Annotated in this window: 16 protein-coding genes; 10 read left to right on the top strand and 6 right to left on the bottom strand. The window is 62.7% G+C overall.

Annotated elements, in window-relative coordinates; genetic code table 11:
* Positions 1-31 precede the first annotated feature (31 nt).
* Complete coding sequence (locus AC04SG_RS14475; protein ID WP_488551596.1) at positions 32-724, bottom strand: glutathione S-transferase family protein; 693 nt, start codon at positions 722-724, stop codon at positions 32-34.
* A gap of 70 nt (positions 725-794) precedes the next feature.
* Between AC04SG_RS14475 and AC04SG_RS14470 the strand changes: the two genes are divergently transcribed.
* The 3 genes from AC04SG_RS14470 (at position 795) to AC04SG_RS14460 (ending at position 3,351) form a co-directional block, all read left to right on the top strand.
* Entirely contained in the window at positions 795-1,307 is a 513-nt protein-coding gene (locus AC04SG_RS14470; protein WP_488551595.1) for a DinB family protein, read from the top strand.
* Between the two features lie 176 nt (positions 1,308-1,483).
* Positions 1,484-2,272 (top strand): GGDEF domain-containing protein, encoded by a 789-nt coding sequence (locus AC04SG_RS14465; protein WP_488551594.1) that lies wholly within the window; start codon positions 1,484-1,486, stop codon positions 2,270-2,272.
* A 227-nt stretch (positions 2,273-2,499) separates the two neighbouring features.
* Complete coding sequence (locus AC04SG_RS14460; protein ID WP_488551593.1) at positions 2,500-3,351, top strand: sterol desaturase family protein; 852 nt, start codon at positions 2,500-2,502, stop codon at positions 3,349-3,351.
* Positions 3,352-3,382: 31 nt separating this feature from the next.
* On the opposite strand, the gene AC04SG_RS14455 is transcribed toward AC04SG_RS14460, so the two are convergent.
* The 3 genes from AC04SG_RS14455 to AC04SG_RS14445 form a co-directional block, all read right to left on the bottom strand.
* Positions 3,383-3,685 carry a DUF982 domain-containing protein gene (locus tag AC04SG_RS14455; RefSeq protein ID WP_488551592.1) on the bottom strand — a complete coding sequence of 101 codons (303 nt, stop codon included), beginning with the start codon at positions 3,683-3,685 and terminating at the stop codon, positions 3,383-3,385.
* Between the two features lie 167 nt (positions 3,686-3,852).
* Positions 3,853-5,934 carry an ATP-dependent helicase gene (locus AC04SG_RS14450; protein WP_436259148.1) on the bottom strand — a complete coding sequence of 694 codons (2,082 nt, stop codon included), beginning with the start codon at positions 5,932-5,934 and terminating at the stop codon, positions 3,853-3,855.
* A gap of 89 nt (positions 5,935-6,023) precedes the next feature.
* Complete coding sequence (locus AC04SG_RS14445; protein WP_488551591.1) at positions 6,024-6,188, bottom strand: hypothetical protein; 165 nt, start codon at positions 6,186-6,188, stop codon at positions 6,024-6,026.
* 139 nt (positions 6,189-6,327) lie between these two features.
* On the opposite strand from AC04SG_RS14445, the gene AC04SG_RS14440 reads away from it, so the two are divergent.
* Positions 6,328-6,486, top strand: coding sequence for a hypothetical protein (locus tag AC04SG_RS14440; protein ID WP_203278129.1), 159 nt, complete (start codon positions 6,328-6,330; stop codon positions 6,484-6,486).
* 331 nt (positions 6,487-6,817) lie between these two features.
* On the opposite strand, the gene AC04SG_RS14435 is transcribed toward AC04SG_RS14440, so the two are convergent.
* The gene (locus AC04SG_RS14435; protein ID WP_488551590.1) at positions 6,818-7,786 is read right to left on the bottom strand and encodes a LysR substrate-binding domain-containing protein; all 969 of its coding nucleotides are present in this window, start codon (positions 7,784-7,786) and stop codon (positions 6,818-6,820) included.
* A gap of 111 nt (positions 7,787-7,897) precedes the next feature.
* Between AC04SG_RS14435 and AC04SG_RS14430 the strand changes: the two genes are divergently transcribed.
* From AC04SG_RS14430 to AC04SG_RS14405, 6 genes are all read left to right on the top strand, one after another.
* On the top strand, positions 7,898-8,731 hold the full coding sequence (locus tag AC04SG_RS14430) for a hypothetical protein (protein ID WP_488551589.1): 834 nt from the start codon (positions 7,898-7,900) through the stop codon (positions 8,729-8,731).
* Between the two features lie 49 nt (positions 8,732-8,780).
* Positions 8,781-9,707: a DMT family transporter gene (locus AC04SG_RS14425; RefSeq protein WP_488551588.1), complete on the top strand. Its 927-nt coding sequence runs from the start codon at positions 8,781-8,783 to the stop codon at positions 9,705-9,707.
* A complete protein-coding gene (locus AC04SG_RS14420) occupies positions 9,700-9,918 on the top strand; it encodes a hypothetical protein (RefSeq protein ID WP_192259021.1) in 219 nt (72 codons plus the stop codon). Before AC04SG_RS14425 ends, AC04SG_RS14420 begins: the two co-directional genes overlap by 8 nt.
* Positions 9,919-10,088: 170 nt before the next feature.
* Entirely contained in the window at positions 10,089-10,535 is a 447-nt protein-coding gene (locus AC04SG_RS14415; protein ID WP_352558033.1) for a Ros/MucR family transcriptional regulator, read from the top strand.
* 134 nt (positions 10,536-10,669) lie between these two features.
* Positions 10,670-12,547, top strand: coding sequence for an ABC-F family ATP-binding cassette domain-containing protein (locus AC04SG_RS14410; protein ID WP_488551587.1), 1,878 nt, complete (start codon positions 10,670-10,672; stop codon positions 12,545-12,547).
* Positions 12,548-12,757: 210 nt separating this feature from the next.
* Complete coding sequence (locus tag AC04SG_RS14405; RefSeq protein WP_488551586.1) at positions 12,758-14,866, top strand: molybdopterin-containing oxidoreductase family protein; 2,109 nt, start codon at positions 12,758-12,760, stop codon at positions 14,864-14,866.
* A gap of 6 nt (positions 14,867-14,872) precedes the next feature.
* Here the strand turns inward: AC04SG_RS14405 and AC04SG_RS14400 are convergent, their stop codons facing one another.
* Positions 14,873-15,379: an Lrp/AsnC family transcriptional regulator gene (locus AC04SG_RS14400; protein ID WP_488551585.1), complete on the bottom strand. Its 507-nt coding sequence runs from the start codon at positions 15,377-15,379 to the stop codon at positions 14,873-14,875.
* Positions 15,380-15,402 lie beyond the last annotated feature (23 nt).

Below are 15,402 nucleotides of genomic sequence, written 5' to 3'. Positions count from 1 at the left end.
TACTGCCCTACTGCCTTATTGCCCTATTGCCTTAACGTGCCGCCTCCACCCTACGGCCGAGGCCGTCATGAAGGTCGAGGCAGCGTTCGAACCATTGCGCAACGAGGTCGCTTTCGTCGAGCAAGCGATAGGGCGAGGTAATGCGCGCCCATTGCAGCGCGCCGAAGACGATGTAATCGGCAAAGAGCGGCAAGGCGCCGCCGATGAACGGCTGATAGCCGAGCATCGAACGCAGCGGCTCCAGCGCGGCACGGAAGCCGGCGAGCCCGGCATCGCGGGCCGCCGTCACCGCTTCCAGCGGCTTGCCGAAGCGCTGCTCGCGGCTGGAGCGGAAATAGGCGGCGTTCTCGTCGTCCTGCATGGCGTGGATGTCGAGCAGCGCGGCCGTGGTGACATAGGGATGGATGGTGAGCTGCGACCAGCGCTCGATGAAACGCGCCATTGCCTTGCCGCCATCGCCGGCAAACAGCGTCGGCCGCTCGGGATAGGTCTCGTCGAGATAAAGCGCGATGGCGAAGGAATCGGCCACCACACGCTCGCCGTCGCGGATCACCGGCACGGTCTTCGAGATGCCGCCCTCGACCCTGGGCACGTCGAGAAAGCGGGTCGGCAGGCTGGATCTGTCCAGACCTTTATGTGCAAGCGCCATGGCAATCTTCCAGCAATGCGGGCTGAACGGACGGCTCGTGTCGCGTCCGACGAGTTCATAGAACAGAATGGTCATTGGCGGCTGCGTCCTCGCGGTCTAATTAGGCGCCTGCGGCTGAAGCGGAACTCATCGGCGGGAAGAAAAGATGAAACAGCATTTCATGATGTTTGCGGCCTACAATCAATGGGCCAATGGCCGCATCTACGATGCCGTCGCCGAACTTGACGAGGAAGAGTTCAACCGCGATGTGGGCGCGTTTTTCGGCTCGATGATGGGCACCCTCAACCATCTGCTTGCCACCGACCGCATCTGGATGAAACGCTTCACCGGTGAGGGCGATGCACCTGCAAAGCTCGACGCTATCCTGCACCGCGCTTTGCCTGGCCTCCGGCTGGCGCGCGAGGCCGAGGACAGACGGATCGTCGACTGGGTCGGCGGTCTGACTGAAAAGGCCTTGTCCGGCCGCTTCTCCTACATGACCGTTTCCGACATGCGCACCGTCTCGCAACGGCTGGCGCCGGCGCTGGGCCACGTCTTCAACCACCAGACCCATCACCGCGGCCAGGCGCACGCCATCCTGACCATTCTCGGCCGGCCTTCGGTATCGCTTGATCTGGCACTTTTCCAGCGCACGGACGAAGGCCGCGCCTACGCCTGATCTCCTGGCCGCGTTTCGGGTTTGAAGACACTGGAGCGACACTGGAGTGGTTCACCGTTTCACGGAAACGATGGCCGTGCTTTCGACGGGCTGTTAACCACATTACAATTGAAAGCAAGGTTTTAGGGTTTCATTTGTGTTCCTACCGCAAAATGGCGGACACGGTGGAGAATGGCATGCGGATCGATCTGTCGCCCACGAGTTGGGGCAGGGTCATAGCGGTCACAGTTGTCGGCACGGCGATCTGTATCGCGGCTGCCTTCTTTGTCGATTCCTACAATTTTCCGTCGCTGTCGCCTGATGCGTTGCGCTGGGCGCAACTCACCGACCTGTTGCTGCCGCTTGTGCTGGGTGGATCGTTCTTCTCTTTCCTGATGTACAAGATGCGTCAGCTGGCCATCGCCCAGAAAGAGCTGAGCATCGTAGCGGCGACCGACAGCCTGACAGCGGTGTTCAACCGCGGCGCGTTTTCAATGCTGGTCGAAGCCTATCTCGACCAGGCGCGCAGCCAGGCCGTCGTCAACGCCGGCGCCTTGCTGATCGTCGACGCCGACCATTTCAAGACCATCAACGATCGGCTGGGTCACGATTGCGGCGATCAGGCGCTGAAGCTGATCGCCCAGACGATCAAGGCCCAGCTGCGCGGCGCCGACATTGTCGGACGCATCGGCGGCGAGGAGTTCGCCGTTTTCCTGCCCGGCGCCGACCCGTCGCAGTCCTGGCTGGTTGCCGAGGGGATCCGGCGGCGCATCCGCGAGGTCGAATTTGCCCCGGGTGGACGACCTTGTCCGCTCTCGGTGAGCATCGGCGGCGTCGCCTTCAGCGGGCCGACAACCTATGCCGACATGTTCCTGACGGCCGACCGGCACCTCTACAAGGCCAAGTCGAACGGGCGCGACCAGGTCAGTTTTGAGACAACCGGGCCGCGCGGCCTGCTGACCGGCGATCCGGCAACGTTCCATTGAGACTGAGCGATAGCGTCGGAGCAGGCCTGATCAGGCGGATCGCTGCAACGCCGACCTGACAAAGCGCAGTGGAGCTGTTACCGTCCACGATGTCGACTGCAGCAGGGCCTCATTCCTTGTCGTGAGCGTCTGAATCTGCCGGTTCACGGCGCGGCCCGTCAACAATCCGTTCATCCCTTGGCTATTAATCTCTGGCGAGCCGATCTCCGGCTGCAGCGAGGGCAGGGGTGTCCGATCTCGTAGACCTCAAGGCGGTGCTGGTCATCGCGCTTATCTTCATTCCGCTGGAGCGGCTGTTGCCGCTGCATGCGGAACAGTCATCGACGCGCCGGCATTGGCTGAACGACGTCGTCTACCTCCTGTTCAACGGCATTATCATCAAGATCGGCCTGCTCATCGTGATCGGCACAGCCATGCTGGTGCTCCACCAGTTTGTTCCGGCCGGGCTTACGCAGGCGGTGCAGTCGCAACCGGTCTGGCTGCAGGCGGTGGAGGTTCTGGTGCTGGCCGATACCGGCTTCTACCTGGCGCATCGCGCCTTTCACGCCGTCCCGTTCCTGTGGCGCTTCCATTCGATCCACCACAGCATCGAGGAGATGGATTGGCTGGCCGCGCATCGCGTCCATCCTGTCGACCAGATCCTGACAAAATCGGCCTCGTTCGTGCCGGTTTTCGCGCTCGATTTTTCGAGCACCGCCATACTGATCTTCACACTGATCTATCAGTGGCAGTCGCTGTTCATCCATTCCAACACGCGTATCAAGGTCGGACCGTTGAAATGGCTTCTGGCGTCACCGCAGTTTCATCATTGGCATCATGCCAATGAGCGTGAAGCCTGGGACAAGAATTTCGCCGGGCAGCTGCCTTTGCTCGACATGCTGGGAGGCACGCTGTTCATGCCCGACAGGATGCCGCAGAAATACGGCACCGATGATCCGGTCCCGCCGCTCTATCATCAGCAGCTTGCCTATCCGTTTGTCGGCAACGCCGATCAACTCTTTGTCGGCAGCAGCGAACAGCTCGCGCAAGCTGCAAGGCTGGCCGAAGCCTCACCGACGTCGGCCGGCAAGTCCGATTGATCTTTTCGGCAGCCAGGTTTGATCCGCCGTCTCAGGCGGCGTAGCCGCCATAGCCACGCGCCACTGGCTTGGCCGAGATGATCGGCTGAACAGGTGGCCAGAGGATGCCGGCCGTCACCGCAAAGGTGATCAGCGCATCGCGCGCGGCCTCAGTCGAGATTTCGCCGGCGCGTGCCGCCTCGCAGGCCTTCACCGCGGCGCCATAGCTCACGCGTCGGCGCGATGGCGGAAATTCGGTCAGGAAATCATGCATTTCGAACAGCGAAGCGAGCATGCGTTTGTGGCCGGCGCCAACGGTGACGGCAACCGGAGTGAAGAACATCGCGTCGTGCATTCTGGCCTCTCTGGATGGGCGGAAGGGCGACGGTAGCCGCTCTCCGATCAAGGGTTGGACGCCGAAAAACGCGGCGGGCGGCCCGAGGTTCCCTGAGAGATGCCATGACAGGGAGATTTGCTTTCTGAGGTCGCTCCCCGGTCGGCATCCGCAGTTGCGGCCGGCGGCTATTTCCACATGCCGCGCATGCGGGCGCCGAGGTCGACCCTGACTTCAGGTCTGTGGCGCGGATCGTCCTTTGCGTGGACGCTCGCCCACGAGGTCTGCTCGAAGGCGCCGAGGATCGAGGCCGGGATGAAGCGGCTGCGTGAGGCATAAACGTTGCGGTCGCCGCGCGCCGGCTGGTTGTGCGGATAAAAGCGCTGCGGCGTCACCAGGTGCAGGCCGTCCTTGGCCCGCGTCATCGCGACGTAAAGCAGCCGGCGCTCCTCCTCGATGTCTTCCTTTGTGCCGACGCCGAGATCGGCCGGGATGCAGCCATCGACGGTGTTGAGCACGAAGACGTTCTTCCATTCCTGGCCCTTGGCGGAATGGATGGTCGACAAGATCAGATAGTCCTCGTCGCGATGCGGCGGCCCGGCCTGGTCGCTGGTCGCATCCGGTGGATCAAGCGTCAGTTCGGTCAGGAAGCGCTCGCGCGAGGCGTAGCCGGAGGCGATTTGCTCGAGCTGCATGAGGTCGGCTCGCCGCGTCGTTGCATCCTCATGCATGCGCTCAAGATGCGGCTCGTACCACAGCCTGACCTGTTCGAGATCGGCCGGCCATTTGCCTGACCTGGCGCGCAGGCCGGAAAACAGGGAAACGAAAGCTGGCCAGTCCTCCGCAGCGCGTTGCGGCGGCCGGTAGCGGGCCAGCCCCATCGCTTCATCGAGCGATGTCGCCATGGTCTCGACGACGGCGCTGGCCGCCGAAGGGCCGATGCCAGGCAGAAGCTGCAGCACGCGAAAGCCGGCGACACGGTCGCGCGGGTTCTCGGCAAAGCGCAGCACCGCCAGCACGTCCTTGACGTGGGCAGCGTCGAGGAATTTCAGCCCGCCGAACTTGACGAACGGGATGTTGCGGCGCGTCAGCTCGATCTCCAGCGGCCCGCTGTGATGCGAGGCGCGAAACAGCACCGCTTGCGATTTGAGCACCGTGCCGGCCTCGCGCTCGGCAAGGATCGCCTGGCAGACATAATTTGCCTGTTCGGCCTCGTCGCGCACGCTGACCAGTTTCGGCTTTTGTGAGGATTTGCGCTCCGACCACAGATTCTTGGTGAAGCGCTCCGACGCCTCGGAAATCACCGCATTGGCCGCCGCCAAAATGGTCTCGGTCGAGCGGTAGTTGCGCTCCAGCATGATGACGTCTGCGGCTCGCGCGAATTGCTGGGGGAAATCCAGGATGTTGCGCACCTCGGCGGCGCGGAACGAATAGATCGACTGCGCGTCGTCGCCGACCACCGTCAGTCCGGCGCCGTCCGGCTTCAGCGCTGAAAGGATCGAGGCCTGCAGCCGGTTGGTGTCCTGGTATTCGTCGACCAGCACATGATCAAAACGGGAAGAAAGATGCGTGGCGATTTCAGGCTCGACCGCCATCTGCGCCCAGTAGAGCAGGAGGTCGTCGTAATCGAGCACATTCTGCGCCTGCTTGGCCTCGACATATCCGGCGAACAGCTCTTTTAGCTGTTCGGCCCACCCCGAGCACCAGGGAAACGCCGCGCCCAGCACCTCGCCGAGCGGCGCCTGCGCGTTGACAGTGCGCGAATAGATCGCCAGGCAAGTGCCCTTGGTCGGAAACCGGCTTTCGGTCTTCGAAAAACCGAGCTCATGCCGGGCAAGATTCATCAGGTCGGCGGAATCCTCCCTGTCGTGGATGGTAAAGGCCGGATCGAGGCCGATCGTCAGCGCATAGTCGCGCAGCAACCGGGCGCCGATGCCGTGAAACGTGCCCGCCCAAGCCAGCGCGTCGGCGATGACGGACGCGTCGCGGCCCAGCACCTCGCCGGCAATGCGTTCGACCCGCCTGGCCATTTCGGTGGCGGCGCGGCGCGAGAACGTCATCAGCAGGATGCGCCTCGGATCGGCGCCCTTGACGATCAGGTGCGCAACCCGGTGGGCCAGTGTGTTGGTCTTGCCGGAGCCGGCGCCCGCGATCACCAGCAACGGTCCCGCGATCTGGCCGTCGCCATGTTCGACGGCCAGCCGTTGCTCGGCGTTGAGCTTGGCGAGATAGGCGGGCTGCAGGGTCGAATCATTGATGGCGATGGTCATCGCCCATCAAGCATCGTTTCTGCTTTGTTCGCAACGGGCTAGCGCAACCCGGCCTCTACCGGGCCTTTATCCCTGTGGGGATGGCTGGCCTACCTCCGCGGGGCGACTCCCATTGCCGCCGACCGGCGTCGCAAGGCGCGTTCATCGCCGGGCATCGGCAGCGGATCGAAATCGTCAGGCACCTCGTCGATGACTTTTCTGACGGCACGATAGGCCGCATAGGCGACAAGGCCGGTTATGAGCAGACGGATCATGGCGCGATCTCCTTCGGGCAACCAACCCCGGCGGCGGCATTTGGTTCCAGCCGGCGGGAGGCGTCGCCTGCGGACGTGCAACCAAAGCCGAACCACCTCGTTGCCTTTACGAAGGAGAGGGCAGACCTAGGAGGTTGCCATGAAGAGGCTTCTGATTCTGTTTGCCGCAGGCCTGGCGCTCGCGGCCTGCGACAGCGACATCCAGCCAACCAAAGCCCCGGTGCTCGATCAAACGCCGCAGACGGATTCGGCGCCAAAGCCGGCAACTGGTGGCGAACAACCGTCACCGGCGCAATAATCGTCTCAAAATAGGGTGAAGCGAAACGGCGCCTGAGTGAAGAAGGCCGGCGCTGCTCGGGAGGAAGCTGAAAGCGCCGGCCAAGCGGGAAAACAGGCCCGCCGCACGACCGAAGATAGCTGAGTCTTTCCTCTGCGTCATGAGGTGAGCGCGCAAGTCTGCTGGGCGGCCCGGGAGCAACTGTAAAAACTAACAGTAGAACCTGGAATTTTTGCCGGAAATCATCGATCCGGTCGGACAACTTTGCGAAAATACCAGCCGTTGGTAGGAAACTATGGTGAAGTGCGAGAAATAGTAGTGCGCTGGGCAAGAACTCTCAGTAGGAGCGACCTCAGGCCATAGCCTGCCGCATTACCGGGCCGCTGGCGATCTCGGCGTCCAGCTGGCACTGCGTCAGCGCCGCCTCGGCCATGATCCACTGCTTGAACAGTTCCACTTTGCGCGCATAGGGCGCGGTGACCGGGCTGACGAAATACCAGCCGGCGGTGTTGGGGTGATGTACGGCAAACGGCGCCACCAGCCGCTCGGCGCGGATGTCGCTCGCCATATAGGCGCGGTTGGCGACTGCAAAGCCCATGCCGGCATTGGCCGCCTCATAGGACATCATGCAGGAATCGAAATAGATGCTCTTGGCCTCGCCGAGCACGGAACTCGCGCCGGCAAAACCCAGCCACGACTGCCAGTTCTGCGTGCAGGTGTCGGAATGCAGCAGGGTGAAATACCTGAGGTCGTCCGGCGTCACCTTTGACACCGGCTTGCCGCCGAGAATCTCCTGGAACAGCTTCCTGCTGCATACCGGCGTCAAATCCTCCTTGAACAAGAGGTCCGCCGCCAGGTCCGGAAAGTTGCCGTCTCCATAGCGGATCTCAAGGTCGAACTCGGAAGTGGCGAACTCATTGGTGGCGTAGGAGGTCGAGACGCGCATCTCGATTTCGGGATATTGCCGCTGGAACAGCGGCAGCCGCGGAAACAGCCAACGCGCGGCGAAAGTCGGCAGCACCGAAATCTTCAGCACATGCGCTTGCGACTGTCCGGTCGCTTCCATGCTGGCCGCCACGATCCGCTCCAATGCCTCGCGAACGCGCGCCACATAGGTCTCGCCCTCGGGCGTCAGCGAAACCGCATTGCCGCCACGCTGGAAGATCTTGAAGCGCAGCTGGTCTTCGAGGCTTTTGACGCGCTGGCTGACCGCGGAAGCAGTAATAAACTGCTCTTCGCCGGCGCGCGTAAAGTTACGGTGCCGGGCGGCACTTTCGACAATCTTCAGCGAATTGAGGTTGACCTGACTGAGCAGACGCACGGGTTTCGACCTTAAGCTGGGCTTACACTAGCACCAGCATTCCTAATTTTACAGGGGTGGCGAAATTAATCGACTGTTTACCAAGTGATGCCCCCACCCTGGAGAAGTAGAATGAACGCCCATACCATTCCCGATTTGCGCTATGCGATGAGCCGTGAAGCCATTATCGGTCACGAGACAGCCTGGAAAGTGTCGAGTTTCGGCGTTGCGCAGTATCTGCACGGCTACGACCCGGCTTTGCTGGCGGCGATCGAAGAGGCGGCGTTGAAGCTCAAGGCCAGCCACGCCGTGCACAAGCATCTCGATCTGACCTTCATCACCGGCGCCGATCGCTTCATTCCGGAGATCAAGGAACTGCTGCATGACAAGCTGCGCCTGGAGCGTCTGTCCGACATGATGGGCACCAAGCTCGAGCCTTACCCGCTGTCGATCGTCGGCTCGACCGTCACCTTTATGAATCCCAAGGACGGCGCCGTCGATTGGCATTGCGACGGTGTTCCGGTCACCGAACTCATTCCGCTGTCGATCAGCAATCCGCTGGTTGGCGGCCATCTCGAAATCTACTGCGACGATTCCGAGACCGGTCGGGCCACCCTCGAATCCGGCCGCGAGATCCCGCGCAACCGTATCATGCGCATCGACCACAAGATGAACTACGCGACGCTCGGGCAGTTTCTTGGCGTTCTGCACCGGACGGCACCGATCCAGTTCGGTGACCGCGTCACGCTGGTGCTCAACCAGCGCTCGGTGGCCAAGCCCTATGTCGATGACAACCGCATGTTCTATCTCGCAGCCGACAATGATCATGATCGCGAATGGGTCAACGAGCTGGCCGAAGACGTCTGGACAAACCAGTTGCCGGCCTATCGCCGCTTCGAGGAAGAGCGTTCGGTTGCGGCGGCGACCGATGCGCCGTTCCCGGGCGGCTCAAGGGAATCATGGTAGCCAGTGTATAGAAGTGGACACCGGTTTGACCGTCGGTTCGGAAGAAATCATGGTCGGCGACGGAAACAGGGCGCCATCCCGGCGGTTCCGGGATGGATCGGGCTCGCCATCGGCCCTGGTCTTCGCCGCCGGCGCGGTCGCCCTGTGGTCGACCAACGCACTGGTCGGCAAATCCCTGCTGGCCAGCCACCCGGTGTCGCTGGTGCAGTTGCTGCAGTTTTGCGGAGCGGCGCTGGTGTTCGCCGTCATCCATCTGGCGAGCCGCAAGGACGCGGCGCCGGAAAGCGCAGCCACAGGCGCCCGGGCGGTCGCGGTCGGCATCATCGGCCTGGTCGGCACCATGGTGCTGCAATACATCGCCTTTGCCTCCATGCCGGTGATCGAGGCCAATCTCGTTGCCTACACCTGGCCGCTGATGGTTGCGGCGGCGGTCATCGTGCTGGCCAAGCCGCAGCGCCCTGTGCTTCTCGGCTTGACTGCCGTGCTCGGCTTTGTCGGCGTGGCGCTGGTGATCTCGGGTGGTCGCGGCCAGCCATTTCTCCAGGGCAGTATCGTCGGCTATCTCGCGGCCTTCGGCTCGGCGCTGTGCATGGCGTTCTATTCGATCGCGGTCGCTCGCCTGGCCACTCCGTCGGAACGTTTGCTTTTGCCTTCGGCACTGGTCGGCGTCGGCCTGACCTTGCTGTGGTCTGTTCACGACGGCACGGCCTGGCCATCTGGCGCGGACCTCCTGCTTGGCCTCTATCTCGGCGCCGGTCCGATGGGGCTGGGCTATTATTTCTGGTCACGCGCCTTGAAGCTCGAAGGCGGCGGCAAGGTTGCGGTTGTCGCCTATCTGACGCCGATCGCCTCGACGCTGCTGCTGACGCTGTCCGGTGAGAGCCTGACGCTGACCGCGATTGCCGGTGCGGTCCTCGTCATCGGTAGTTGCATTGCGGTGGGCATAGAACGCTCGGAGGCTGAAAACCATGCTTGACGACGATGAACGCCTCGCCAGACAGGAAGCATGCTGGCTGATCAAGGAGTTCGGCGCCGAGGCGCCGCTCTATGCCGCGATGAAAGCCGAAAAGGCGATCGAGCAAAAAGACTTCGGGCGGTGCGCCCGCTGGAAACGTATTCTAGAGATATTGGCCGACTCCAGGCCCGTCAGTTCCGCAACGGCGAAATCTGCTGCTTCGAAGTATTAGATTTTCTAATTTGCAACGTTGCAACCTGATGTGGAAACATCCTCCTGCACCGATTCTTGATGATTTACTGACGCTTAACGACCCGCTGGGGGGGTGCTGTTAAGTGGATACATCGAGAACACTCTTCAAAAAAAAGCCGGCAACTGCATCACCGGCGGGAGAAAAACAAATTGCAAACTCTCGACAACAAGACTGCTATTGAACTGACCGCCGACATTGTATCGGCCTATGTCGGCAACAATCCACTGCCAGCTTCTAGTCTACCGGACTTGATCGCAAGCGTCAGCGCTTCGGTTCGTAAGTTGGGCAGTGCCGCCGCCGTGGAGAGCCCTGTGCTTAACCCGGCCGTCAATCCGAAGCGTTCGGTGTTTCCCGACCACATCGTCTGCCTCGAGGACGGCAAGAAATTCAAGTCGCTGAAGCGCCACTTGATGACCGATCATGGCCTCAGCCCGGACGAGTATCGCACCAAATGGAGCTTGCCGCCGGACTATCCGATGGTGGCGCCGAACTATTCCGCGACCCGTTCGGCATTGGCCAAATCCTCGGGCCTCGGCCGCAAGCCGGCCGTTCCGGCCGCCACGGCCAAGGTGACGAAGCGCAAGACGAAGGCCTGACCTAGGTCGTCTCTGAAAGTTAGCAGTGTGCAGTCATGGACGGCGCGCTTCAGGCGCGCCGTTTTCATGCCTTATGGCCCCGCCGGCCCTCCAAGCCCTTGCGAAGCGCCGCCCTCCCGTGCAAAAGCCCCGGCATGCTTATCATCAACGACCTTTCGCTCCGCATGGCCGGACGCTTGCTTCTCGACCATGCCTCGCTGACCTTGCCGGCCGGCACCAAGGCCGGTCTCGTCGGCCGCAACGGCACCGGCAAGACGACCTTGTTCAAGGCGATCACCGGCGATTTCCCCTCCGAGACCGGCTCGATCAGCCTTCCCAAAAACACCCGCATCGGCCAGGTGGCGCAGGAAGCGCCGGGCACCGAGGATCCGCTGATCGAGATCGTGCTGAAGGCCGACCTCGAGCGCACTGCCCTGCTTGAGGAGGAAAAGACCGCCACCGACGCGCACCGCATCGCCGACATCCACATGCGGCTGGCCGATATCGACGCGCACTCGGCCGAGTCGCGAGCGGCCACCATCCTTGCTGGCCTCGGCTTCGACGATGCTGCACAGCGCCGCCCGGCCTCGTCCTTCTCCGGCGGCTGGCGTATGCGCGTGGCGCTCGCCGCGGTGCTGTTTGCCGAGCCCGACCTTCTGCTGCTCGACGAGCCGACCAACTATCTCGATCTTGAAGGCACGTTGTGGCTGGAAAACTATGTGTCGAAGTATCCGCACACGGTACTTCTGATCTCGCATGATCGCGACCTGCTTAACCGCGCCGTCAATTCCATCGTCCATCTCGACCAGAAGAAGCTGACCTTCTGGCGCGGTGGCTACGACCAGTTCGAGCGCCAGTACACCGAGCAGAAGGAGTTGCAGGAGAAGGGCCGCGTCAAGCAGGAAGCCGCGCGCAAGCATATGGAATCGTTCGTCGAGCGCTTCCGCGCCAAGGCTTCCAAGGCGAGGCAGGCGCAGTCGCGCATCAAGGCGCTGGAGAAGATGAAGCCGATCGCCGCGATCGTGAACGACACAGTGCGGCCGTTCTCTTTCCCCGAGCCGGTGAAGACGGTGGCGTCGCCGATCGTGGCGCTGAACAACGTCAATGTCGGCTACACCGAAGGCCAGCCGATCCTGAAGAAGATGACGCTGCGCATCGACGCCGACGACCGCATCGCGCTGCTCGGCGCCAATGGTAACGGCAAGTCGACCTTCGCCAAGCTTTTGTCGGGCCGGCTGAAGCAGGAAACCGGCACCATGACGGTTGCGCCCGGGCTGAAAGTGGCGATCTTCGCCCAGCATCAGCTCGACGATCTCAGGCCGGAGGAAAACGCCTACGAGCATGTCCGCCGGCTGATGCCGGAAGCACCGGAATCCAAGGTGCGCGGCCGCGTCGCCCAGTTCGGTCTCACCACCGAAAAGATGAACACCGCCGCCAAGGACCTGTCCGGCGGCGAGAAGGCGCGCCTCCTGATGGGCCTGTCGGCCTTCGAGGGGCCGAACCTGTTCATCCTCGACGAGCCGACCAACCATCTCGACATCGACAGCCGTGAATCCTTGATCCATGCGCTGAACGAGTTTCCCGGCGCCGTCATCCTGATCTCGCACGACCGGCATCTTCTGGAAGCGACGGCCGACCGGCTGTGGTTGGTCAAGGACGGCGCGGTCAATCCGTATGACGGCGACCTTGAGGACTATAAGACTTTGGTTACCGGCGTGTCCGGAGACCGTCGCGGCAAGCGCGAGGCCGAGAAGGCATCAAAGGCCGATCGCCGCCGCGATGCAGCCGCGCGCCGCGCCGCCTTCGAGCCGCTGGCCAAGGAAATCCGCGCCACCGAGGCGCTGATGGACCGTATCCGCAGGCGCATAGACCTGATCGAGGACGAACTCGCCAACCCGGCCGTCTATGAGAAGGATCCGTCGACGGCGACGAGGCTGGCCAAGGAGCGCTCGCAACTGTCACAGCAGCTTGCCGGCCACGAGGAGAAGTGGCTGACCATGTCGGCCGAGTATGAGGAAGGCACGGCGGAGTAGGGCAGTTCTTCCCTTCTCCCCCTGTGGGAGAAGGTGGCCGCGAAGCGGCCGGATGAGGGGTGTTCCAGGAAACGCCAACGCCTCACTTCGCTGGAACACCCCTCATCCGTCTCGACGCTATCGCGCCAATCCACCTTCTCCCACAAGGGGAGAAGGAAGAGGCGCCATCTGGCCCTACACGCCGCGTCCGGAACCGGCTAAGCGGGCGCCATGAACCAGCACGCCAAGCTCCGCATCGGCCATTCGGCCTGTCCGCATGATTGCCCGTCGACCTGCGCGCTCGAGGTCGAATTGCTCGACGGCAACCGCATCGGCCGCGTCCATGGCGCCAAGGCCAATACCTACACATCCGGCGTCGTCTGCGCCAAGGTCGCGCGCTATGCCGACCGCGTCCACCATCCGGACCGGCTGCTGAAGCCGCTGGTGCGGGCCGGTGCCAAGGGCGACGGCCTCTGGAAGGAATCCAGCTGGGAGGCGGCGCTCGACCTCGTCGCCGAAAAATTCATCGCAGCCGAGGAAAAATACGGGTCGGAGACTGTCTGGCCCTACTACTATGCCGGCACGATGGGACTGGTGCAGCGCGACGGCATTGACCGGTTGCGCCATGCGAAAAAGTATTCCGGCTTCTTCGGCTCGATCTGCACCAATCTGGCCTGGACCGGCTGGATGATGGGGGCGGGCGCCTTGCGCGGTCCCGATCCGCGCGAAATGGCCAAATCCGACTGCGTGGTGATCTGGGGCACCAATGCCGTGGTCACGCAGGTCAATGTCATGACCCACGCCATCAAGGCGCGCAAGGAACGTTCAGCCAAGATCGTCGTCGTAGACGTCTACGAGAACGCGACGATGAAGCAGGCCGATATGGGCCTTGTGCTGAAGCCGGGCACCGACGGCGCGCTGGCCTGTGCGGTCATGCATGTGCTGTTCAGGGAAGGCATGGCCGACCGCGCCTATCTCGAAAAATACACCGACGATCCCAACGGGCTGGAAGCGCATCTGGAGACGCGCACGCCGAAATGGGCCTCCGCCATCACCGGCCTTGCCGTCGCCGAGATCGAGGCCTTCGCCCGCCTCGTCGGCACGACGAAGAAAACCTATTTCCGCCTCGGCTATGGCTTTGCCCGCCAGCGCAACGGCTCGGTCAACATGCATGCGGCGTCCTGCATCGCCGCCGTCACCGGCGCCTGGCAATATGAGGGCGGCGGCGCCTTCCATTCCAACTCCGGCATCTTCAAGCTCAACCAGGATGTGCTGGAAGGCACCGCGATGCGCGATCCCTCGATCCGCTATCTCGACCAGTCGCGCACCGGCCCGGTGCTGACCGGTGCGGCGGACGCACTCTATGGCGGCCCGCCGGTGACGGCGATGCTGATCCAGAACACCAATCCGGTGAATGTCGCGCCCGAGCAGCGACTGGTGAAGCAGGGTTTCCTGCGCGACGATTTGTTCACCTGCGTGCACGAGCAGTTCATGACCGACACCGCAAAACTTGCCGACGTCGTGCTGCCGGCAACGATGTTCCTCGAGCATGACGATGTCTACAAGGGCGGCGGCAACCAGCACATCACGCTCGGCCCCAAGCTGATCGAGCCGCCGGAAGGGCCGCGCACCAACCATTTCGTCATCGAGCAACTGGCCGAGCGCCTCGGCGTCGCCGACCGGCCGGGCTTTGGCCTGACCGAGCAGCAACATATCGACATCATCCTGGGCAAGCGCGGGCTGGGCAGTTTCGCCAGCCTGAAGGAAGACAAGTGGGTCGACCTGCAGCCTGATTTCGAAGCCGCGCATTTCATCGAGGGCTTCGGTCACGCCGACAAGAAATTCCACTTCCGCGCCAACTGGAGCGGGCAGGCGGCGCCCAACCGGCCGCCGAAAAGCATGGGCCTGTTCGGGCCGGTGTCAGAACTGCCGGAATTCCCCGACCATGTCGACCTGATCGAGGTCGCGGACGCCGAGCATCCGTTCCGGCTGACGACATCGCCGGCGCGCAATTTTCTCAACTCGACCTTCACGGAAACGCCGGTGTCGAGGGCCAAGGAAGGCCGGCCGGAATTGTTGTTGCATCCGGAGGATGCCGCTGCCCTTGGATTGGGCGATGGCGACCGCATCGAGGTCGGCAACCGGCGCGGCGAGGTGGTGCTGCACGCAAAACTGTTCGAAGGCATCAAGCGCGGCGTGGTGATCGCCGAGGGCATCTGGCCGAACAGCGCCCATGAGCGCGGCGAAGGCATCAATGTTTTGACCGGCGCCGATGCGCCTGCGCCCTATGGCGGTGCCGCCTTCCACGACAACAAGGTCTGGCTGCGACCGGTCGGCTGATATCGGTTATCCGGGCAAAGGCACGGTGAGCCCGACCTTGACCCGGTCCATCGCGACGAAGGTGCGGAATTTTCGCACGTTCTTGCTGTCGAAGAACAGTTTGCGCGTCAGCGCCTCATAGGCGCCCATGTCGGCCACGGTGATGACGAGGATGAAGTCGGCCTCGCCGGTGACGTAGTAGCATTGCTGCACTTCGGGCGCCGCCGAGAATTGCCGCTTGGCCGCGTCGATCAGGTCAGAGCGTTCGCTCTCCAGCTCGACCTCGACGAAGATGGTGATGGGCTGGCCGACCGCCGCCGGCTCGACGACAGCGACATTGCCGGCAATCACGCCCGTTTGCTCCATGCGCTTGATGCGCCGCTGCACCGCCGGCGCCGACAGGTTGACGGCCTCGCCGATCAGCCGCTGCGGCGTGGTGTTGTCCCTTTGCAGGATGGCAAGGATAGCGAGGTCGAAACTGTCGAGTGAGGACGATGCAGGCAATGGAGGTATCCCGGCGAAACAAACTTGCATTTGGAAGGTCCAATTACAGCGCT

The sequence above is a fragment of the Mesorhizobium sp. CNPSo 4684 genome (genome assembly GCF_057784315.1).
Note: the sequence above shows the minus strand (reverse complement) of the source record. Positions and strands in the feature narration are given on the sequence as shown.